The 21513-nt window shown below is 61.0% G+C and carries 16 protein-coding genes and 1 pseudogene; 10 read left to right on the top strand and 7 right to left on the bottom strand.

Annotated features, from left to right (window positions below; translation table 11 throughout):
• Positions 1-129: 129 nt before the first annotated feature.
• From HT737_RS08510 to HT737_RS08520, 3 genes are read left to right on the top strand one after another with little or no spacing between them, the layout of a single operon-like run.
• Entirely contained in the window at positions 130-1242 is a 1113-nt protein-coding gene (locus HT737_RS08510) for a glycosyltransferase family 4 protein (RefSeq protein ID WP_374011145.1), read from the top strand.
• Positions 1235-2011: a DUF2334 domain-containing protein gene (locus tag HT737_RS08515; RefSeq protein ID WP_182402197.1), complete on the top strand. Its 777-nt coding sequence runs from the start codon at positions 1235-1237 to the stop codon at positions 2009-2011. Before HT737_RS08510 ends, HT737_RS08515 begins: the two co-directional genes overlap by 8 nt.
• Positions 2008-3027: a lysylphosphatidylglycerol synthase transmembrane domain-containing protein gene (locus HT737_RS08520; RefSeq protein WP_182402200.1), complete on the top strand. Its 1020-nt coding sequence runs from the start codon at positions 2008-2010 to the stop codon at positions 3025-3027. Before HT737_RS08515 ends, HT737_RS08520 begins: the two co-directional genes overlap by 4 nt.
• Here HT737_RS08520 and HT737_RS08525 read toward each other — a convergent pair.
• Together HT737_RS08525 and purU are read right to left on the bottom strand one after the other, a co-directional pair.
• The gene (locus HT737_RS08525) at positions 2990-3166 is read right to left on the bottom strand and encodes a hypothetical protein (protein ID WP_182402202.1); all 177 of its coding nucleotides are present in this window, start codon (positions 3164-3166) and stop codon (positions 2990-2992) included. The two genes, HT737_RS08520 and HT737_RS08525, sit on opposite strands and share 38 nt — an antisense overlap.
• 87 nt (positions 3167-3253) lie before the next feature.
• Positions 3254-4102, bottom strand: coding sequence for a formyltetrahydrofolate deformylase (purU, locus tag HT737_RS08530; protein ID WP_003227580.1), 849 nt, complete (start codon positions 4100-4102; stop codon positions 3254-3256).
• Positions 4103-4439: 337 nt separating this feature from the next.
• Between purU and mvaT the strand changes: the two genes are divergently transcribed.
• Entirely contained in the window at positions 4440-4817 is a 378-nt protein-coding gene (gene mvaT, locus HT737_RS08535; protein ID WP_041068510.1) for a histone-like nucleoid-structuring protein MvaT, read from the top strand.
• Between the two features lie 104 nt (positions 4818-4921).
• Here mvaT and sbcB read toward each other — a convergent pair whose 3' ends face one another.
• Positions 4922-6352 (bottom strand): exodeoxyribonuclease I, encoded by a 1431-nt coding sequence (gene sbcB, locus HT737_RS08540; RefSeq protein WP_047296079.1) that lies wholly within the window; start codon positions 6350-6352, stop codon positions 4922-4924.
• Between the two features lie 181 nt (positions 6353-6533).
• Here sbcB and HT737_RS08545 point away from each other — a divergent pair.
• The 6 genes and pseudogenes from HT737_RS08545 to HT737_RS08570 all read left to right on the top strand — a co-directional run bounded on the left by HT737_RS08545 (position 6534) and on the right by HT737_RS08570 (position 13369).
• Positions 6534-7259 (top strand): annotated as a pseudogene (locus tag HT737_RS08545) (RDD family protein).
• Entirely contained in the window at positions 7256-8233 is a 978-nt protein-coding gene (locus HT737_RS08550) for a stage II sporulation protein M (protein ID WP_182402204.1), read from the top strand. The pseudogene HT737_RS08545 and the gene HT737_RS08550 overlap by 4 nt, the downstream one beginning before the upstream one ends.
• Positions 8220-9764 (top strand): DUF4129 domain-containing protein, encoded by a 1545-nt coding sequence (locus HT737_RS08555; RefSeq protein WP_182402207.1) that lies wholly within the window; start codon positions 8220-8222, stop codon positions 9762-9764. Before HT737_RS08550 ends, HT737_RS08555 begins: the two co-directional genes overlap by 14 nt.
• On the top strand, positions 9761-10924 hold the full coding sequence (locus HT737_RS08560; RefSeq protein ID WP_182402209.1) for a DUF4350 domain-containing protein: 1164 nt from the start codon (positions 9761-9763) through the stop codon (positions 10922-10924). The genes HT737_RS08555 and HT737_RS08560 overlap by 4 nt, the downstream gene beginning before the upstream one ends.
• Complete coding sequence (locus HT737_RS08565; RefSeq protein ID WP_182402211.1) at positions 10921-11922, top strand: MoxR family ATPase; 1002 nt, start codon at positions 10921-10923, stop codon at positions 11920-11922. Before HT737_RS08560 ends, HT737_RS08565 begins: the two co-directional genes overlap by 4 nt.
• A 115-nt stretch (positions 11923-12037) precedes the next feature.
• Positions 12038-13369, top strand: a complete 1332-nt coding sequence (locus HT737_RS08570; RefSeq protein WP_182402213.1) for a DUF58 domain-containing protein — start codon at positions 12038-12040, stop codon at positions 13367-13369.
• A 17-nt stretch (positions 13370-13386) separates the two neighbouring features.
• Here HT737_RS08570 and HT737_RS08575 read toward each other — a convergent pair whose 3' ends face one another.
• From HT737_RS08575 to HT737_RS32380, 4 genes are all read right to left on the bottom strand, one after another.
• Positions 13387-17697 (bottom strand): hypothetical protein, encoded by a 4311-nt coding sequence (locus tag HT737_RS08575; RefSeq protein WP_182402215.1) that lies wholly within the window; start codon positions 17695-17697, stop codon positions 13387-13389.
• The gene (locus HT737_RS32370; RefSeq protein ID WP_374011144.1) at positions 17690-18883 is read right to left on the bottom strand and encodes a hypothetical protein; all 1194 of its coding nucleotides are present in this window, start codon (positions 18881-18883) and stop codon (positions 17690-17692) included. The genes HT737_RS08575 and HT737_RS32370 overlap by 8 nt, the downstream gene beginning before the upstream one ends.
• Positions 18798-20390, bottom strand: a complete 1593-nt coding sequence (locus tag HT737_RS32375) for a hypothetical protein (protein ID WP_308809979.1) — start codon at positions 20388-20390, stop codon at positions 18798-18800. Before HT737_RS32375 ends, HT737_RS32370 begins: the two co-directional genes overlap by 86 nt.
• Positions 20391-20490: 100 nt before the next feature.
• Positions 20491-21513 (bottom strand): neuraminidase-like domain-containing protein (locus HT737_RS32380; RefSeq protein ID WP_308809980.1); only part of this gene is annotated, 1023 nt, incomplete at its 5' end.

Raw genomic sequence — 21513 nt, forward strand, 5'->3', positions numbered from 1 at the left:
CATCCTGTGTAGGAGCTGCCGCAGGCTGCGATCTTATTACCCTTGAGACCCACCGCCAATTCCCGACCGAACATCTATTCTGGATAAAGGTCAACCAAGGGAGTGCAACGCAGCGGAGGGTTGATCACTGTGCATATCGCCGACATCACCATGTTCTACGCCCCGGCCAGCGGCGGCGTACGCACTTACCTGGACGCCAAGCACCGCCGGCTGGGCGTCAAAACGGGCATTCGCCACAGCCTGCTGATCCCCGGTGCGCACTTCGGTGAACACGATGGCGTCTACACAGTGCCCGCACCTGCCCTGCCCTTTGGCAAAGGTTATCGCTTCCCCGTGCGTCTTGCTCCGTGGCGCAATGTCCTGCAGGACTTGCAACCGGAGCTGATCGAAGTCGGCGACCCGTACCTGACTGCCTGGGCGGCGCTCGACGCGCGGCGTCACCTGGATGTGCCGGTGATCGGCTTTTATCACTCGGATCTGCCGTTGCTGGTGAGCAATCGCATGGGCCATTGGGTCACGCCGAATGTCGAGGCTTACGTCAGCAAACTGTACGGCAACTTCGACCGGGTGCTGGCGCCGAGCCAAGTGATGGCCGATAAACTTCGAGGCCTGGGGGTGCGCAACGTGTTCGTGCAACCGCTGGGGGTGGATCTGCAAACTTTCCATCCTGGCGCCCGCGACAAGGGTTTGCGCGCCGAACTGGGCATTGCCGAAGACACCCGTCTGCTGATTTTTGCCGGACGCGGCTCCAAAGAGAAAAACCTGCCAGTGCTGCTCAAATGCATGCAACGCCTCGGCCCGCGCTATCACCTGTTGCTGGTCGGTTCATCGATGCCCGCCGTGGTTCCGGACAATGTCAGCGTGATCGACGGGTTCTGTCCTGCCGCCACCGTGGCGCGATTAATGGCCAGCGCCGATGCCCTGATCCATGCCGGCGATCAGGAAACCTTCGGTCTGGTAATCCTCGAAGCCATGGCCTGCGGGATTCCGGTGGTCGCGGTGGCGGCCGGGGCATTTGAAGAAATCGTCGCCGAAGACTGCGGCTTGCTCTGTGCACCGAATAACCCGCAAGCCATGGCCAATGCGGTGCGCGAGCTGTTCAGTCGCGGCTGCCTGAAACTCGGCCATCAAGCGCGACAACATGTCGAACGACGTTACTCCTGGGACAGCGTGGTCGACAGCCTGCTCGGTCATTACCACGCGGTGCTCGGTCACTCGCGGCAAAGAGTGGCCAATGGCTGATTCCTTGAATGACCGCGCAGTGTTGCTGGTGCTGCACGACGTGGCGCCGTCGACGTGGGCGGATTATCGGCCATTTGTCGAGGCGGTCGACGCAATGGGTGGCGTACCGATGACCTGGCTGGTCGTTCCGGATTTCCATGGTCACGATGCGCTTGAGGCTCATCCCGCGTTCTGCCGAATGCTCGGCGAGCGGCTTGTCCGTGGCGATGAACTGGCCTTGCACGGCTATTACCATGACGACCGCGAGCCAGCCCCGACCACGCCCCGTGACTGGTTCATGCGCCGGATCTACACCCACGAGGGTGAGTTTTATCGGCTGTCCCGGGAAGCGGCGCAGGCTCGCCTGCGCCATGGCATCGAACTGTTCCGGCGCAATGGCTGGCCGTTGCACGGCTTCGTCGCCCCGGCCTGGCTGATGAGTGAGGGCACCCGCCAGGCCCTTCGTGAAACCCCATTGAGCTACACCAGCGACCCGCAACATCTTTATCAATTGCCGGATTTCACCGCCATCAACGCCCCGGGTCTGGTCTGGAGTGCGCGCAGCGCCTGGCGCCGGGGTCTGTCAAAACTCGTCAGCGAGCAACGCGAACAGCATTGGCGCGACGCCGCGGTGATTCGTCTAGGCTTGCACCCGGTAGACATGCGCCACGCCTTCGCGCGTGATTACTGGCTACGAACCCTTGAACGGCTGCTGGCAGAAGGACGCACGCCCATGAGCAAAATCGACTGGCTCACCCAGCACCGCGGGCGAATGGAGCGCGCTGCATGAGTCGCGGCATTGTGTTGTTGATCGGCCTGCTCGCCGCTGTACTGATCCCGGTGCTGCTCGGCGGCGGCGAGATCGGCGCGCGGTTGCAGAACTTTCCGCTGCACTGGCTGCTGATCATGTTCGGCATGATTCTGTTCTGCTGGGGTATCAACACCCTGCGCTTGCGCCTGCTGCTGGGCGATCAGCGCGATCGGGTCACGCCGCTGAAAAGCCTCGGTGTGGTGATGGCCGCGGAGTTCGCCTACTGCGCCACTCCCGGCGGCAGTGGCGGGCCGCTGACGATCATGGCCTTGCTGGCGCGCTGCGGTGTGCGCCCGGCCCGTGGCAGTGCGGTGTTTGCCATGGATCAGTTGAGCGATCTGCTGTTCTTTCTCTGTGCCTTGAGCGGCATCCTGATCTACGCCTTGTTTCAGCACCTCAGCGATCGTCTGGAGTGGCTGCTGATGGTCAGCGCCGTGTCACTGTTCGGTGGGTTGTTCAGTTGCGTGCTGCTGGCGCGCTACCACCGTCGCCTGATTCTTCTGAGCGGACGCCTGCTCGCCCGCCTCAACGTGCAACCGGCCACGCGCCGGCGCTGGGCACGCAAGCTGCTGCATTTTCTCGATGCGTTCATCGACACGCTCAAGTTGCCGTGGCAGACGCTGATCAAGGTTTTCGCCCTGACCTGCATGCACTGGCTGCTGCGTTACAGCGTGTTGTACCTGGCCTTGCGCGGGCTGGGCGCGGACCTGCAGTGGGCCTGGAGTTTTCTGGTGCAGATGCTGTCGCTGGGGGCGGGTCAAATGAGCTTGTTGCCCGGTGGCGCGGGGGCGGCGGAACTGACCTCGGCAGCGCTGCTGGCGCCGATGGTCGGTAAATCCACCGCGGCGGCAGCGATTCTGATCTGGCGAGTGGTGACGTTCTACTTTTATCTGGTGGTGGGCGGCCCGGTGTTTCTATTGATGCTGGGGCGGCCATTGCTCAAAAAGCTGCTGAAGTTCAGGCAGGCTTCTCAGGTTCGTCCGCCTGCTCCTTGAGTTGCTCCCACAACTCGGCGGCGCCGGGGAACTCGGTGCCGTCTTCCGGGCTCAGGTCATTCGGGTCATAACGGCTCAGACAACCTTCGCCCAATATGGCCGGCGCTTTCGAAGTGGCTTTGTCCAGTGGGTCGCTCACGGCAGTTCCTCAAGGGCTGAAACGAAAAAAGGGCCTGGGACGATTGAACGCCCAGGCCCTTCATTATTCAAGTACGCGTGGGTTCGATCAGAACACCACGGTCTTGTTGCCGTGCACCAGCACGCGGTCTTCGAGGTGATAACGCAGGCCACGGGCCAACACCATCTTCTCGACGTCACGGCCGAAACGCACCATATCTTCGATGCTGTCGCTGTGGCTGACGCGCACCACGTCCTGCTCGATGATCGGACCGGCGTCCAGCTCTTCGGTCACGTAGTGGCAAGTCGCGCCGATCAGCTTCACGCCGCGCAGCGACGCCTGATGGTACGGCTTGGCACCGACGAACGACGGCAGGAAGCTGTGATGAATGTTGATCACCTTGTGCGCGTATTCGCGGCACAGCGCCGGCGGCAGGATCTGCATGTAGCGCGCCAGCACCACCACTTCGGCGTCGTGCTGTTTGACCAGACGCGAGACTTCGGCGAACGCTGGTTCCTTGTCCTGCGGATTGACCGGGACATGGTAATAAGGAATGCCGTGCCACTCGACCATGCTGCGCAGGTCATTGTGGTTGGAAATCACACAGGAGATTTCGCAATCGAGCTCGTCGCTGTGCCAGCGGTGCAGCAAGTCGGCCAGGCAGTGGGATTCGCGGCTGGCCATCAGCACCACGCGTTTCTTCTGCTCGGTGTCAGTAATGCGCCAGTCCATCGAGAACTCTTCGGCAATCGGCGCAAACTTCTCGCGCAGCACTTCAATACCGAACGGCAGCGAATCGGCGCGGATCTCGTGACGCATGAAAAACCAGCCGTTCTGATTATCCGAGTGGTGGCTCGCTTCGGTGATCCAGCCGTTGTGGGATGCCAGAAAGTTACTGACTTTGGCAACGATGCCAACGCGGTCAGGGCAGGAAATCACCAACCGAAAGGTGCGCATGAGGGGGAAACTCCAGAACTTCGCAAAGGCGGCCATTCTAGCGACTGTGCGCGAAATCTGCAGTAATGATGAGCACTTGCCGGAGAGGGCGCGGTTCATGGCGCCTGAGCGCACTGTACGACGAAGCGATGATGCGCCGGTGAAGCTGTTCGGCCAGATAATTGTGAATAATCGTGATGACTGCATCACATTATTTAGATGACCATTCAATTTACCGGTTATTTCACGTAACTAATTCAAATAAAAAATACGCTTAAATGTTTACTTGATGAAACAGCCTGACTATTATTGCGGCACTGTCCCCTGCCATTCAACACATCCGCATAAGGTAGTTACCATGTCCTTGATCAACGAATATCGCGCCACCGAAGAAGCTATCAAAGAGCTGCAAGCGCGTTTGAAAAATCTGTCGCAAGACGACAAATTGCAAGCCGAGCTGGAATTCGAAGGCAAACTGCGCACCCTGATGGGCGAATACTCCAAATCCCTGCGCGACATCATCGCCCTGCTGGATCCGGAATCGAAAACCAAAGGCACCCGTGGCGTCGCAGTCAAAACTACTGGCACCAAGCGTGCACGCAAAGTTAAACAATACAAAAACCCGCACAACGGCGAAGTCATCGAAACCAAAGGTGGCAACCACAAGACCCTGAAAGAGTGGAAAGCCAAGTGGGGCGGTGACGTGGTTGAAGGCTGGGCTACCCTGCTGGGCTAAGCCGCAATGCCTGTCGCAGACTGATTCTGCGGCCCATGAAAAACGCCAGCTTACGCTGGCGTTTTTTTTATGCCCGGTATTTCATGGGTACACTATGTTCGATTTCAAAGATTCAAACGTTTGCGCAATGCCTGGACATAATTCTGCCACTCATTGAGCACTTGATTCTGTATCGGCGTCGCATTAAGCGCCCATTGCTGCGCGGCCTCGGCGAAAGATTGCAGGGTATTAGGTGCGCCCATGTGCGGCTCGGACAAACGCTGCTGACAGAATATTCTCCAGCGCTCTTGCTCGGCAAAATTCAACGTATCGGGAAAGTTGCGTGCGCGATATCGAAAGAGTAATTCCGGCAGACGTTCGTCATCGAACGGCCATTGCTCTTGCGCTAATTGCGCCGGATCCGCTGTCCTCACTTGCTCGCATAGACGCCGATCACGATCACCGATAAATCCATCGTACAACTGCTGTTCCGGGTCTTCATTCGGGGTGAAGTCTTCGCTGGCATAAATTGCCGTAACTTTATCTTTCCAAACTTGTTGTGCGTCACTTAGCCGCAGCGCGCGCGCCTGGTAGAGCGCCATGTCCAGGCCCAGACGCTGCTGATCGTCGGCACGCAATACCGACAACGGCGCCACCACCGGGCAGCGATTGATGTGAATCAGTTTGAGCGGCACCGGAAACTCCCCCTCGGCGAGATCATCGCGACGGGTGTACAGGCGCTGACGCAGCGTTTCGGCGTCCAGATCGAGCAGACCTTGCGGGTCAAGGTGCAGGTCACAGACGATCAGGGCATTGCGATTGCGCGGATGCCAGGCCAGTGGCAAGACCACACCGACATAATGGCGAGCCGCCGAGAAGCGTCCGGAGATGTGCACCAGCGGCTGCAACAGGCGAATCTGATCCATGACTTTCTGTTTACTGCGCAGTTGAAACAGCCAGTCATACAACTTCGGCTGTTTCTCGCGGATCAACCGCGCCAGGGCGATGGTGGCGCGCACGTCCGAGAGCGCCTCGTGAGCATGCCCATGGTCAATGTTGTTGGCGGCTGTCAGGCGTTCGAGCTTGAGGGTGACCTTGCCTGCGTCATCGGTCGGCCAGACCAGACCGTCGGGGCGCAACGCATACGCGGCGCGTACCACATCGATCAGATCCCAACGACTGTTGCCGCCCTGCCATTCACGGGCATACGGGTCGAAGAAATTGCGATAGAGGCTGTAGCGGGTCATCTCGTCGTCGAAGCGCAGGGTGTTGTAACCCGCACCGCAAGTACCGGGTGCCGCCAGTTGCGCATGCACCCGAGTCATGAAATCGGCTTCGCTCAAACCCTGTTCGGCGAGACGGCTCGGGGTGATACCGGTAATGGCGCACGCCGCCGGGTGCGGCAGGATGTCTTCACTGGGCTGGCAGTAGAGGTTGACCGGTTCGTCGATTTCATTGAGATCGTGGTCGGTGCGAATCCCGGCGACCTGCAGCGGGCGGTCATTGCGCGGATTGATGCCGGTGGTTTCGTAGTCGTACCAGAAGATTGAAGTCACGGGCGGTTCCTGAACTTGAGATCGGCAAAGTCTAGGCGTTCAACCGCCATTGCGGCCAGCGCCGTGTCATTCGGCCAGCCTGCGCCACACGCGGTGCAATACATAGTTATGTCGTTTTCCCCCAAGAGGCTGCTAGCATCGGACAAACCTCGTATCCCGATCCGGCCCCATCAGGTAGCCCATGCTCGAGAACACAGCACTGCCACGGAAAGCACCGCTGAACCCGCCACTCGATACCCGCCATCCAGTGGAAACCCCGGAGGCATCGACCTGCCGTTGCGCCCGGCCGGTCTGATGGTGCGCAGCCTCGCCTTCGGCATCGACCTGGGCATTCGCGGCGCCATCCTCGGCGGATTGTTCCTGGTGCTGGCGTTTCTTGGCCAGCTCGGCATGGGCCTGGGTTCGTTGCTGCTGTTTGCCGTCAGCTGGTGGTACATGGTGCTGTTCGAAGTGCTGCGTCAGGGCCGTTCGCCAGGCAAGCAATGGATGGGCCTGCGAGTGATCCACGACAACGGCACACCGGTCGGCTGGTCGGCGTCGCTGCTGCGCAACCTGCTGCGTTTTGTCGATCTGCTGCCGTTCGGTTATGCCTTCGGCGCCATCAGTTGCCTGCAACATCCCACCTTCAAACGCCTGGGCGACATCGCCGCCGGCACTCTGGTGGTCTACAGCGAACCGGCCCTGCTTCGCCCCGCAATTACCCGACGTCCAGCCGCGCCGCTCGCCCGTACCGCTCAACCTCAGTGAACAACGGGCCCTGCTCGCCTTCGCCGAACGCCAGGCCGAACTGTCGCCGGCGCGGGTCAATGAGCTGGCCGCGCTGCTCGCCCAGCCGCTGCACATCCCGACGCCCAAAGCGGTCAGCGAGCTCAATGGCATCGCCCGCGGCCTGTTGGGTCCGACATGAAGCAGAGTCTTTTCGAAGCTCGCCACAAGGCCGAATGGGAGCGCTTCACCCTCGCCCTCGAACGCCTCGAACATGGCAAGGACACCTCGCAGGCAGCCAGTTTCCCCAAGGCTTATCGACGCCTCTGCCAGCATCTGGCGTTGGCGCAGGAGCGCGGCTACAGCAGTTTTCTGATCGACTCGCTGCAACAACTGGTGTTGCGCGGCCACCAGCAGCTGTATCGGCACCGCAGTCGCTTCGCCGCCAACCTGCTCGGTTTCATCCTCGCAGACTTCCCCCGGCTGGTGCGCGCCGAGTGGCCCTTCGTGCTGGCCGCCGGACTGGTGTTTTTCGGCAGCCTGATCGGCTTCGCCTTGCTGGTGTATGCCTTTCCCGAACTGATCTACAACCTGATCCCCGCCGAACAGGTGCGCGAGATGCAGAGCATGTACGACCCGGTAGCCGGGCACCTCGGGCGCTCGGCCGAACGGGCGGCCAGTGAGGACTGGGTGATGTTCGGTTATTACGTGATGAACAACATCGGAATCGCCTTTCAGACCTTCGCCAGCGGTTTGCTGCTGGGCGTGGGCAGCGCATTTTTCCTGTTCTACAACGGGCTGGTCATCGGTGCGGTGGCCGGGCACCTGACCGAGATCGGTTTTGGCCAGACGTTCTGGTCATTCGTGATCGGCCACGGCGCCTTCGAGCTGACGGCCATTGCCCTGGCGGGGGCGGCGGGGCTGAAACTCGGCTGGAGCGTGATTGCGCCCGGGCGCCTGACGCGCGGCGAGGCGCTGGTGGAGGCCGCGCGCAAAAGCGTGCTGCTGGTGTGCGGGGTCATGCTGTTCCTGTTGATCGCGGCGTTCATCGAAGCGTACTGGTCGTCGAAGACCGGGGTCACACCGCAGATCAAATACGCGGTCGGCGCTGCGTTGTGGATCGCCGTCGCGGCTTATCTGCTGCTCGCCGGAAGGACACGCCATGCGCCTGAGTGATGCCACCGTGGCGATCCGCCCGCGCAGCAGCTGGGAGGCCATGGACCTGGGCGTGCTCATGAGCCAGCAGCATCGACGCCTGCTGATGACCAGTTGGGTCATCGTCACCTTGCCGTTGTTCGCCATGCTGACCTTGTTGCTGTGGGATTCGCCGTCGCTGGCGGTATTGATTTTCTGGTGGCTGAAACCGGCGTACGAGCGCCTGCCGCTGTACATCCTGTCCAAGGCCCTGTTCGGCGAAACGCCCACGCTGAAACAGGCCCTGCGCGAATTTCCACGGCTGTTGAAACCACAACTGCTGGCCAGCCTGACCTGGCGCCGCCTGAGCCTGAGTCGCAGCTTCCTGCTGCCGGTGGTGCAACTCGAAGGCCTCGACGGCACGGCGCGTCAGCAACGCTTGCAGGTGTTGCTGCAACGCAATGCCGGCGCCGCGCAATGGCTGACGATCATCGGCATGCACCTGGAGACTGCGCTGTGGATCGGCCTGATGGTGCTGTTCTACATGCTCCTGCCACAGCAGATCGAAACCGACTGGGACTGGCAATCGCTGATCCTCGACAGCGACCACCACTGGCGTTGGCTGGAGCACCTGACCAACGCTTTCTATGCGCTGGTACTGGTGGTCTGGGAACCGGTGTATGTCGCTTGCGGTTTCAGTCTGTATCTGAACCGGCGCACGGCACTGGAAGCGTGGGACATCGAGCTGGTGTTCCGCCGTTTGCGCCAACGCCTGAACGGCAGCGCTCTGGGCCTGCTGTTGGCCGTCTGTCTATGGTTGCCGACAGTGCCGCCGGCGTGGGCGAATGCGCCGGCCAACGCCCCGGAGGCCCCTCGCCTGCTGAATCAACCGCTGACCAGTCAGGCTTCGCACGACAGCATCAAGGCGCTGCTCGAACAACCACCGTTCAAGAACAAGGAAAGCGTGACGCGCTATCGCTTGGGTGACGACCCGTCAGCCCCGGCGGAGGGCGAACCCGGCGAGGCCCCGCAATGGCTGAAAACCCTGCTCGGCTGGCTCGACGGTCAACGCTTCAATGCTGTGGCGGTCTTGATCGAGGTGCTGCTGTGGGGCGCGTTGCTCGCGGCTATCGGCTGGCTGATCTGGCGCTACCGCGAATTCCTGCGCACCTTCGTCAGCCGTCGGCCGAAGCCGCCCGCGCGCGTCCGGCCTCCTGCTCCACAACAAGCATTCGGCCTTGACCTGAACCCGCAATCCCTGCCCGACGACATCGCCGCCAGCGCCGAACAACTCTGGCAAACCCAGCCGCGCGCTGCGCTGGGCCTGCTCTATCGCGGATTGCTCAGCCGTCTGCTGCACGATTTTGCCCTGACCTTGAAACCCGCCGACACCGAGCATCAGGTACTGCTGCGGGTTGAGCAATTGCAGCACCCTGAACTGCTGGCGTTCAGTCGCAGCCTGACGCTGCACTGGCAGAACATGGCCTATGGGCACCGCATGCCGGCGGCCCATCTGCAACGGGAACTGTGTGACGGCTGGCGCACCTTGTTCGACCATGGAGCGCACGCTTGAGCCGGCGCAGCGCGTGGTTGCTCGGCGGGCTGATCGTCGCGCTGCTCGCCGCGTTGAGCGTTTATCTGTACGTCAAGGCCCGGCCCTATCAGGAAGTGATCGATCACGGCCCGTCGCCCCAGGCGCAAGCCAATCCTTATCTGGCGGCAGAAATGTTTTTGCGCGAGCACGGCCTCAACGTCAGCCATGCCGAAACGCTGGCGGTGCTGCCCGATATTGATCCGCGCCGGCACACCCTGCTGTTGTTTGGCGAGCGTTCGCGGATGACACCACGGCAGGTTGATCAAGTGTTGAACTGGGCTCGCGCCGGCGGGCGAATCGTATTCGTGGCCGAAGCGTTGTGGGACAAGCAGGCCAAACAGAGCGATGACCTGTTGCTGGACCGGGTGCAGTTGCACCAGTCGCTGAGCAAGGATCTCAAGGAACCGCCGGCGGACCTGGCCGATGACCCATACCCGAACCTGACCAAACTCTACCTCGAAGACGAGGACGCGCCGGCCTACGCCGGTTTCGACACCGCGTTCCATCTGGACGACCCGAAGAATCTCGCCCAGGCCTGGGCCAACAGCGCCAGGGCCACGCACATGATGCAATTGCCCTACGGCGTCGGCTCGATCACGGTGGTCACCGATGCCGAGCTGTGGAAAACCCCGGCCATCGCCAAGCACGACAATGCCTGGCTGCTCTGGTACCTGAGCGCCGACACCGACGTCACGCTGATTTACAGCACGGCGCACGATGGTCTGCTGACCTTGCTCTGGCGTTACTTCCCGCACGCCATCGTCGCCCTGCTGGCGCTGATCGTCCTTGGCTTGTGGCACGTTGCTGTGCGCCAAGGGCCACTGCAGGCACCTGCCCCGAGTGGCCGTCGCCAGCTGCAGGAACACTTGCGCGCCAGTGCCGACTTCATCCTGCGCCACAACGGTGAGCACACGCTGTTGCAAGCCCTGCAACAGGATGTGCTGCGCCGCGCTCGCCGCCGCTATCCCGGCTTCGACCAGTTGAACGTGGCTGAGCAATGGCTGGTGCTGTCGCGCCTGACCCGACAGCCGACCCGCGCCATCAGCCAGGCCCTGAGCCCGCTGCCAAAACAGCGCATGAGCAGCGCTGATTTCAGTCGCCAGGTGGCCCAGCTGCAAACCTTGAGGAACACGCTATGAGTGAACAGATCGAACCCGGCAGCGCCACCCACGCCGCCCAGCAACGCCAGCGTGCCAGCCAGTTGGCGCAAGCGCTGCGCGGCGAATTGCAGAAGGCCTTGATCGGCCAGAACAGCGTGATCGACGACGTGCTGACCGCGTTGATCGCCGGCGGCCATGTGCTGCTCGAAGGCGTCCCCGGACTTGGCAAGACGCTGCTGGTTCGCGCCCTGGCGAAATGCTTCGGCGGCGAGTTCGCACGCATCCAGTTCACCCCGGACCTGATGCCCAGCGACGTCACCGGCCACGCGGTCTACGACCTGCAAAGCGAACAATTCAAGCTGCGCAAAGGGCCGTTGTTCACCCACCTGCTGCTGGCCGACGAGATCAACCGCGCCCCGGCCAAGACTCAAGCGGCATTGCTCGAAGCCATGCAGGAACGCCAGGTCACCCTCGAAGGCCGGGCGCTGCCGATACCCCAGCCGTTCATGGTGCTCGCCACGCAAAATCCGATCGAGCAGGAAGGCACTTATCCACTGCCGGAAGCCGAGCTCGACCGTTTCATGCTCAAGGTGCGCATGGATTACCCGGAGGCCGAGCAGGAGTTGAACATGGTGCGTCAGGTCAGCCGCTCGACCCGCGCCGACATGCTTGATGTACAGCCGTTGCGCACGGTCTTGCAGGCCAAGGACGTGCAGGCCTTGCAACGCATCGCCAGCGACCTGCCGATTGACGACCAAGTGCTGGATTACGCGGTACGACTGGCACGCAGCACCCGCTCCTGGCCCGGCCTGACCCTCGGCGCCGGCCCGCGAGCCTCGATTGCGCTGGTGCGATGCGCCCGCGCCCGTGCGTTGCTGCGTGGCGGCGAGTTTGTGCTTCCCGATGACATCAAGGGCTGCGCGCTCTCGGTGCTGCGCCATCGGGTGCGAGTAGCGCCGGAGCTGGACATCGAAGGTCTGCAGGTCGATCAGGTACTGCAGCAGTTGCTCGACCAAGTGCCGGCGCCGCGTCTGTGAGGATCCAGAAAAGATCGAAAGATCGCAGCCTTCGGCAGCTCCAACAGGGGATCGCGCTCTATGCAGGAACTGCCGCAGGCTGCGATCTTTTCAGCAGACAAACCGGTGCAGCGCCATGAAACCCTCACGTCTGTTGTTGATCTGGCTCGCCGCCCTGTGCCTCATCGGTATCCTCACTGGCACGCTACAAGCCCTCGACATCGACGTGCCCGCCCCACTGTCGGCGATCAACTGGGGCTTGCTCCTGGCGCTGCTGGTACTGGCGATCATCGATGCGCTGCGCCTCAGCCGCCGGCCATCGCCGCGCCTACAGCGCCAGACGCCCGGCAGCCTGGCGCTCGGACGCTGGAGCGAGGTACGGCTGCAGCTCAGCCATGACTTCAACGGGCCGGTCGCGGTGGAGATTTTCGACCATGTGCCACAGGGGCTGAGTTTCGAAAACCTGCCGCAGGTGGTCGAACTGCAACCCGGGCAATACAGCGAGGTCGGCTATCGCCTGCGTCCGCTCAAACGTGGGCACTTCAGCTTCGAGCATTGCGAAATCAATCTGCCCAGCCCGTTCGGTCTGTGGACAGGCAAACGCCTGCTCGACGTGAGCGGTGAGATCCGCGTCTATCCGGACTTCGCCCGGCTGTACGGCGGCGAACTGCTCGCAGTTGACAATTGGCTCAGCCAGCTCGGCGTACGTCAGCGCCAGCGTCGTGGCCAGGGGATGGAGTTTCATCAACTGCGCGAATTTCGCGAGGGCGACAGCCTGCGCCAGATCGACTGGAAAGCCACCGCCCGTCAGCGCACGCCGATTGCCCGCGAGTACGAGGATGAACGCGACCAGCAGATCATGTTCATGCTCGATTGCGGCCGGCAAATGCGCAGCCAGGATGGCGAGCTGTCGCATTTCGACCATGCCCTGAATGCGTGTCTGCTGCTGAGCCACGTGGCCCTGCGTCAGGGTGATGCCGTGGGGCTGAGCACATTCGCCGTCGCGCAACCGCGTTTTCTCGCGCCGATCAAGGGTTCCAGTCAGCTCAAGGTCCTGCTCAACGCCGTTTATGATCTGGACAGCAGTCAGCGTCCTGCCGACTATTCAACCGCGATCAATCAGCTGTTGGCGCGGCAGAAGCGCCGGGCGCTGATCGTGCTGCTGACCAACCTGCGTGACGAGGACACCGAAGACCTGCTCGCCAGCGTCAAACGTCTGAGCCAGCAGCATCAAGTGCTGGTGGTCAGCCTGCGCGAGGAAACCCTCGATCGCGTGCGCAATGCCCCGGCACAAACGCTGCCCGAAGCACTGGCTTATTGCGGCACGGTGGATTACCTCAATGCCCGGGCAGAGTTGCATGAGCGGTTGAATGCGCAGGCAGTTCAGGTGCTCGATGTACAGCCCGGAGAGTTGAGCGCCGCATTAGTGACTGAGTACCTCAACTGGAAGAAGGCCGGAACGCTCTGAGCCCGGCTGCCGTTCCCTCACACGTTCTCAGTTACGGTAATAAACAATTCCTCGTAGGCCGAAAAGGTTTGGGCGCTCAGCTTTTCCCGACCTGCTCGCGGGAAGATGAACTTGACGTACGCGATCCCGTCAGCGTCGGACCTCATCGAGGCCAGCGACAAATTCGAATAGAACCACGCAATATTTCTGTTGGCTACAGGCTGCCCTGTCTGCTGGTCAATGATTCTGACTTCGACATGCGCCTCGCTGCCGACAACATTTCGCGGTGAAAGATTAGTGATGCGCTCAAACATGGGAATTTGTGCAGGATCGAATACGTAAAAAGTCCATGTTTTGGAACTTCCAAGACCGACACTCGCTTCGAGCGTGTTCGGCCCCAACTCGATCGGGCTCAGTTGCAGTGTCGACTTGCCATCCATATCTGTAGTGGTGACAAGCAGGTCCAGGCCGGGGATCCGCCACCGGACTTTAATCCCTTCCAGCGGCTTGCCATCATTCCGGGAAACTACACGCACAACCGCGCTGACTGACTGCCCCAAGTTGATGTCAGTGTACAAACTGGTCAACGACTCAATCACCGGCACCAGCCCGCCATACACCAACTGCGCCATATCCCAACCGCCTACTCCACCACTGACCGTGGCAGACAATACGTCATCCTGTTCAGCCGGATAATTAAAGGTCAAACGCGCAAGCCCCTCCTCATCCGTCACCGACGGCGTCAAGGCACTGCCGGCAAAATCCCAGCGCACCTGCCCCCCCGCCAGCGGCAAACCGGTGCGTGCCGACACCACTCTGGCAATGGCTTGCGCGCGATCCTCATTGGGTGGCAAACGAGAATCTTCCGGTTCGTACAGTTCGCTGATGACGCGCGGTTCTTCAAGCGTATAGGGCAGCTCGACCGACTCCGAATGCGCCGTCTCTCCCACCGTCGCCGTCACTACCGCCGGCCCCGGCGTCTGCGGTTTGAAGCGCACAGTGGCAACACCGTAAAAGTCGGTCAGACGGGTGGTCGTCCCCAAATCCTCATTGCGCCAGGTCACCAATACGCCGGCGATACCTTGACCGGAAACGGACGACACCACTTTCACCTGCTCGACCAGTTCCTGCTCCCATTCCAGCACTTGCTGAACGCTAGTACTGGTGAGCAGTTTCCACACTTGCTCGCCCTCCCCCAGCGACATCGCGTTGGCCGGCGACAGGCTGGCCAGACGCTCAGCCCCGAGACGCAAGGCGAAGCCACCGTCCTTCAAGTCGGCACAGCGCAAGGAATAGCGCAGAAAACCGAAGGCTGAAGGCTGGCGTGGCGCGCCGAGCGCGGGTTCGAAACTCAGCCCCAGTTCCACTGGGCCGGTGCCGGTCAAACCCAGGGTCAGTTTCTGCTCGAGCAACGGGCTGCCCTCCGGGAACAGTACCTCGATGGCATGTGAGCCATTGCGTCGTGGAAAGTACGTGTGATTGCCCCATGAATGTTCATCATGTCCATCGAACCGCACCCGCACATCTTCCCAAGGGTCACGGGCAAGTGCCGTAAAAGACAGGGCACGCTGCTCCTCATAGCCATCGAACAGGCTGTGCACATGGGCCACCACCTCCTGCTGACCCGCCGTGCCCGGCAGCAGGCCAAACCCCGACCAGCCGAGGTCATCGCTGGCGACGGTGTCGGAGCCGATTGCGCTCTTCCACTGCACCGCCACCTGCGCGACTGCCTGGCGGGTGAAAGCCGAGACCACCCGGATCCAGCTCCAGGCTTTGTCCTTGCCAACAACAGCATCGACTGCGGACTCATGCCAGTCTTCGATTCGCAACTTGTTGTGACCGAGCTGCATCGGGTTGGCGGTCATGGACAGGTTCAATGCCGGCAAATAAAGACCTAGCATAAAGGTGCCGGAGACCTTGCTCGCGCTGAAGTCCAGTACCCATTCGACGCCACCGTCTTCGAGTGGCCGGACAGTATCGAGCGGAGGCTCGACACTCACGTCCAGCTCTTCAGCCGGGGTTCCCAGCCACATCAACGTCCCCTGCAATCCCACCAGAGGGCTCAAGGCATTGGGCAGGTAGCGCAAGCTGTGCGTGGCCCCGATGCAGGGAAACATTCTCTGACTGGCGCTTGTCGCAGTCACCTGATCCAGCATCACCGTCAGTTCATCCACAAGCTCTGTAGAGATCAGCCGACCGAACAACTCCCGGGGCGCGGCAAGTACCGGACTGCTCAAGGTCAGGCTGAACAGACTGCTGGTACTCGAGTCGACTTGCGAACAGAACGTCCACTCCAGCCCGCTTGCCTCAAGCTTGCGCGGCTCGCCGATAGACGTGACGGTCAACCCGATTCCCGGCGACGCCCCTCGCCATTGCAGCGTCACCATCTGGTCAAGCAGCACACTGCCGGCCGTGGGTTCGACTTTCAGTGTGTGGGGAGCTCCGCGCCAGCACAGCAACCCCAGCTCGGCCAGATCGACGTCTACATCGTCGAACACAATCCTGACCTGATCCTTCCACGGACTGCTGGCCAGCGCCGTCACTGCAAACGTTCGCTCTATCGGCACCGCTTCATCGTGGGCCAGCACGCGAGCGGTCACCACCCGTTCACCGGCGTGGCCTGGTTGATACAGCACACTGGCCCAGCCGCCGATCCCCGATCGGGTGACAATCGTGCCTTCGGGCGTCTGCCAGTCCACCCGTGCATTGTTGACCGGATCGCCGTCGCCACTGGTGACCACATGCACCACCTGAACCCGCAACAGAACACTTTCGCCTTCGTCCACCACGGGAAACTTGTTGGCCTCCTGAATGTCACCAATGCGCACCAGATTGCGTGCCAGTGACATCGGTTTTCTGTCCGAACGCAGCAATAACTTCGAGCACGAAAGCTGCAACTGAAAACGCCCGTCAAGCTCGTCCCGGCAGTCCAGTTCCCAACTCAGGTCGGCGGCGCTGGAGGGCACCCATTCTTCCAGCTCGGGACGTACCTCCACACCCAACTGTGCCGCGCTATCGCCTTCCCAGTGCATGGCCAGCTCAGTGCCAAGTAACGCCTCAGGCAGCCGCACACTCAGCTGATAAGTCGAACCCCGATTGGGATAACCGGTCTTTTGCGCCCAAGGCGAGGTAACGTCTTCTACCACGGCCAGTACGTCCTTCCATGGATCGGTCGCCAGCACTCGAACGTCGAGCTTCGTGGTTTCGACACCGCTGGCGTAGTAAGGGCTCGCCACCGAGGCCAGAATGGCAATGTTGCCTGCCGCAACGGGCAGATAATCGACATACGCCCAGCCTTCCGGGTCAGTGGGGGTCGTACTCAGCACACCCTGCTCTTCTGTGGCCCAGGTCACCGTGCGTCCAGCCAGAAACTGACCGGTGTACCAGGACGCTACGCGCACCCCCAGACGCACTGATTGCCCCAACTCCAGCACCGGGAAATACGCAGCCTCCAGCACCTCATCGAACATCAGCCGGTGATGCCCCAGCGAGACCTGCATCGAGTAAGGCTCGGCGGTGAACTGGTTCACCAGTTGCAGCGTGAACAAGTAAGGTTCCTGATCACCGATCAATGGACATTGAAGGAGCCACGCTGAATCCAGTGGTTGATCCACGCCCCAGGCAGGGGTCGCAATAATGGCGCCTTGTGGATTGTCATCGCTCACCAACGCAGCGCTGGTGTGCAACCAGGGACTGTCGGGGGCGAGTATGAACTCAAGCCGGTGCTGCAAGTCCCCCATCGCGCCCAGACACAAGTGAACCGGCTCGTCAGGTAACAAATGCTCTGCGTCTACCTTCACCGTGCGCACCTGCGGCAGCGCCAGGTGCAATTCCAGGCGAATGCGGGTGATCAAAACCCGCAGGTGATAGTCCTCGGGATCAGCATTTTCCGGAGCGACGATTGTGAGGCGAATCTTGTCCTCGCGCTGCCCCGGAAATTCCAGCGAAGTGCTGCAGAACGTCGGTTTGAAATCCAGCGGCTGCCCATTGGCAATCCGGACCTGCTCCTCTGCAGCGTCGCGAGCGCTGCCCGGCGGCAACGGTATTTCTCTCAACGGGGTGCCATCTTCAGCCGTGATGAGTATGTTTCCCGGTTCGGTGTGCCGCGTTTCATACATGAAACTCAGCACATACCGGGCACTGTCACTTGGTTGCAAAGGTAAAGTGAACGTTTGATGGACAGAGGCAAGGTTTCCCGCAGCAAGCACTTTAATCTGCACATCTTCATACACTTCGCCTATGACTGAGATCTCACGTCCATTGTTGCCCTTGTTCCAGAACTCCAGACCCTCACGGAAATCCCCATTGAGCACCAGACTGTCATTGGCCTGAATCACGGGTTCAAACATGTTGGTCTGCTCCTTGGTTATTACGTGAGCGGGACGTCAGCGCCCGGGTGACCAGGTCTTTGACGGCGAGGGTAAACGTCGGCTCACCGGCCTTGGCCGTGTACCGCACGCGCACAATGATGTCGGTAAGCGAGTTGAGCATCGACGCTTGCCGCTCGCATGTGGGCCAGGGAAAGTGCAACTGCCAGCGCGAAACCACGCCGGTGTTCTCGAACGGGTTGAGCAAGCCCTCATCGGGTTTAGAGGCGTTCATGCCTGTGTCGGCGATCCCTGCCGATAAACCGATCTGCTGACCACTGCGCAGATTGAACAGCACCTCGTCCGGCGCCACCTTGCCCGCGGGACGATGCAGGTACTCGACGGACTGCGCCGTAGCCTGGGTAGCGATCATGCTGCCGATCTGCAGCAGCGTCGCCTGTAGGTCCTGATAAGAGCCGAGCAGTCCGGGCGTATGGACCTCGACCAGGTTGATCAGCCGGCAATACTCGCCGGGGTGATCGCGATCGAATGACAGCTGCGTCAGCTGAAATTCCAGCGTGCCCTTGTCGGTCAGCTCTTTCAGTGCCTGGGTCCAGTCGGAGAATCCCGGCTGCGGGTCTTTCCGGTCATCGAACAAGCGTCGCAACGAAACGGTCTTGACCCGCTCCAGACGGCGTTCATGGCTTTGCAGGTACAGGCGGTCCATGCGCAGCAGGTATTCGCGCAAGTGCTCACCGGCGGTCAATCCGTGACGATTGTCGAGCCAGACCTGTGGTAACGCCTCAACGGTGTCGTAATTGCCGGTTTCAGCACTCAACGACGCACGGGCACTCAGGCACAGACTGACCACCGCATCGTAAGCCTGATAGTGCAAGGCCTTGAGCTGGCCCAGGAGCCAACCGAACAATTCGGCGTTGGTCGCACGTTTTTTCAGGTAGTTGTAGAGCGTCAGCGCCTGACCGTTGGCCCGCAGGGTTTGCTCCAGACTCTTCCTGGCCGCTTCCACGGCGAATGTTTGCGCGGTGATCTGCCCGGCCAGCGCCGCGACTTCGGCCAATGCCTGATCGCGTTGCAATTCCCACTCCCTGCGGCGCAGGCGGTAGCTTTCGGTGAGGGCTTGTTTATCTGCGTCGACCTGCACAATCATCGCGCCGAGCTCCAGACCATAGACCACGGCATCGGCGATTTTTTTCTGGACGATGACCACCGTTGGCCACGCCGAAAATATTCGGCAGGGCCCCCACGACTGCGCCTCCGGTCTTGATCGCGTGCGTCCCTGCATTCATCCATTTGACGGCCTGCAGCTTTTCCATGACCTGGTATTCGGCATCGCTGATGTGTTCGTCGTACCAGGCGTCGTATCGTTCGGCCCGCTGCCTGGCCATGGTCTGACTCTGGCTCAGGGCCGTGAGCCCCGCTTCAAGCTGGGCAATGGATTGTTCTTGAACCGCGCGGGCGTAATCGCCCAGTTCCTTGAGATGCTCTTGCTGCAGTTCTTCCTGCTCGGCCCGATCGCGCTGTTCCAGCAGGCGCAAAACCTGGCTGCCGTACTCCTGCAAGGTCTGCACGGCGCGCAATGCCGCCTCGTAGGTGACCCGCCAGCGGAAGGCGCCCACCACCAGACGTCCGCCCATCGGTCGCGGCAGGCCAACGCCGCCAGCGGCCAGATCGCGCAACAATTGATTGGGATCGGTGGGCGGGCTGAACAGCGCAACGTCCAGTGGTTTGCCATCCAGGGTCAGGTTGTTGCGCAAGTTGTTCAGACGCTGGCCCGGCCAATCGAACAGATCAAGCAACTGTTCGTTGATCGGCAGTTTGAACGGCTCGTTCGCCAGCAGGCCCATCAACGGTGACGCTTCGGCAGCCGGGGGAATGTCTGCCGGAGAAAACTGCAGTTCCTGCTCGAACTGTTCGAGCGCGGGGCGGTTCGTGCTCTGTCTCAACAAGTCGTCTACCGTCTGCGCTTGCCAACGAGTCACCGCGCGAACAGAGGGTGGCTTGCCCATCAGAAACTCGGCTTGTACGTAACACAGTTTTGCCGCCACCAGCGCATCGCGGGTGAGCTGACGGTAGTACCAGTCGCCCCAAGCGACCAGGTTTCTCACGTAATCGGTGAACAACAGAATCTGATAGTGCTGTGGCGCGGCATAGGCGATCGCATCAGGATCGGTGGGCATCTGTGCTTCGTGCCCGACTTTCCCCTCGCTGTACAGAGGACGGCAGCGCCAAAAACGAGGTTTTTTCGGCTCCACCGACGTTTCAACGGCTTGCGGATCGAACACATAGTGCAGCCAGTTCTGCGCTTCCAGATAGCGATCCTCAGCCCGCAAACGGGTCGCCACCAGATGCGGCAGATGAAAAAACAGCTCCCAGAAATACAGACCATTGGCCCCGTCGAACGCCCCGTTCGGCTCATCGATCGGTCCCGCAGCTGGAGGTGGTTCGGTCAGGAACTGGGTGTCCCAGTCCAGTACGGCATCCACGGAGACATTGCTGCGCTGCACCAGCTCCGGGCCGAACAGCGAATTCAAGCGCGTGCGGGACAACACACCAGGCTGCCTGAAGCCGATGAACTGCGCGGCATCCAGCGTATTTTTTTCCAGCGTCGGCGGCACGAAACGGGTGATTTTGGTCAGCGAGACTGTAAATTGCCTGCTGCCTTGTTCGGCGTTGCTCAAGGAGAACTCGACCAGCCCGGTGAATCCTCCTTTCAAGCGCTTGAGTTCCATCCATTGAGTGGCCCACCCCCCTGCAACCGATTCTGATGCCTTGACAGGTACAGGGTCGCCTTCTGCACCATTGCTCAGTGCCAACTCAAACTCGGCGCGCTCGCCGGTGTTTCCGCCCGTTGCCCGACACAGCCCCCCTGACCCAGAGAAAATCCTCTGTACCCTTCTCCGAAAACACCGCCTGCAGCCCGTAATAACCCGTCAGCGGTCCCGAGGTCTCACTCTTGATCGCGACCACTGGCTGATTCTTCGGCGTCAGCGAATGCTGCAAGGTCAGAATATCGGTGAAGCGTTCATTGGCCAGATGATCGAGCCAAGTGCCGTCGTCTTCGGCCAGCGGACGAAAGAGCACATCACGCGTGGCGCGGACTTCCAGACCCGCCGGGCTGGTGAGCAATACACCCAGCCGTCCCTTGGGGTGAATCAGGTCATCGGCCAACGTCATCGCCAGCAACCGGGCATCCGCGCTGGTATCGCTGCCCTGATCAGCGCTGTACAGGCTCAGTGGTGCGGACCATTCCGCGTTCTGGCTCATGAACGCCAGGTTGATATCCAGCTTGGGGGGCACATAGCCGTTCGCCCCTTTTTCACCTACCTGATCAGACCATTCGGCCCACACCAGACACAAGCGTCCCGCCCAGACCAGCGGCCGTATATCCAGAACCCGGCCGCCCACCGGAATGTCGACGGGTTGCCATTCATTCCATGTCGCCGGGTTGACCGGATTGCCGGCAGTGGTGAGGTCGATGTCGGCCTTGCGCCAGTAATACTGCAACGGCTGCACCCGCTGACGACCGACGAAATAGTAAGTTGCACGGCTTGCCGAATCGCCCTCCAGGCAGGCGCTGATGACGTCCAGATTGCAGGTCTGTTCGAATGCCTTGAGGTATTCCTGCAACGCACGCCGCACCGAATCGTCGGTCAGACGCGTTTGGTTCAAGTCATTTTCCAGTGCCTTGAACAGACGGGTCTTGCGTTGCCGCACAAAGGGATTGATGAAGTTTTCCGGATAGTATGCGATCAACGTCAGCGCCGCCCAGTCGGGGTAATTGCTGTACAGCTCCCAGAGTTTCAAGTGTTCTGTCGGGAAAACCGATGTCTCTGTAAC

The organism is Pseudomonas sp. MD195_PC81_125 (genome assembly GCF_014060985.1).
GTDB classification, from domain to species: domain Bacteria; phylum Pseudomonadota; class Gammaproteobacteria; order Pseudomonadales; family Pseudomonadaceae; genus Aquipseudomonas; species Aquipseudomonas parakoreensis.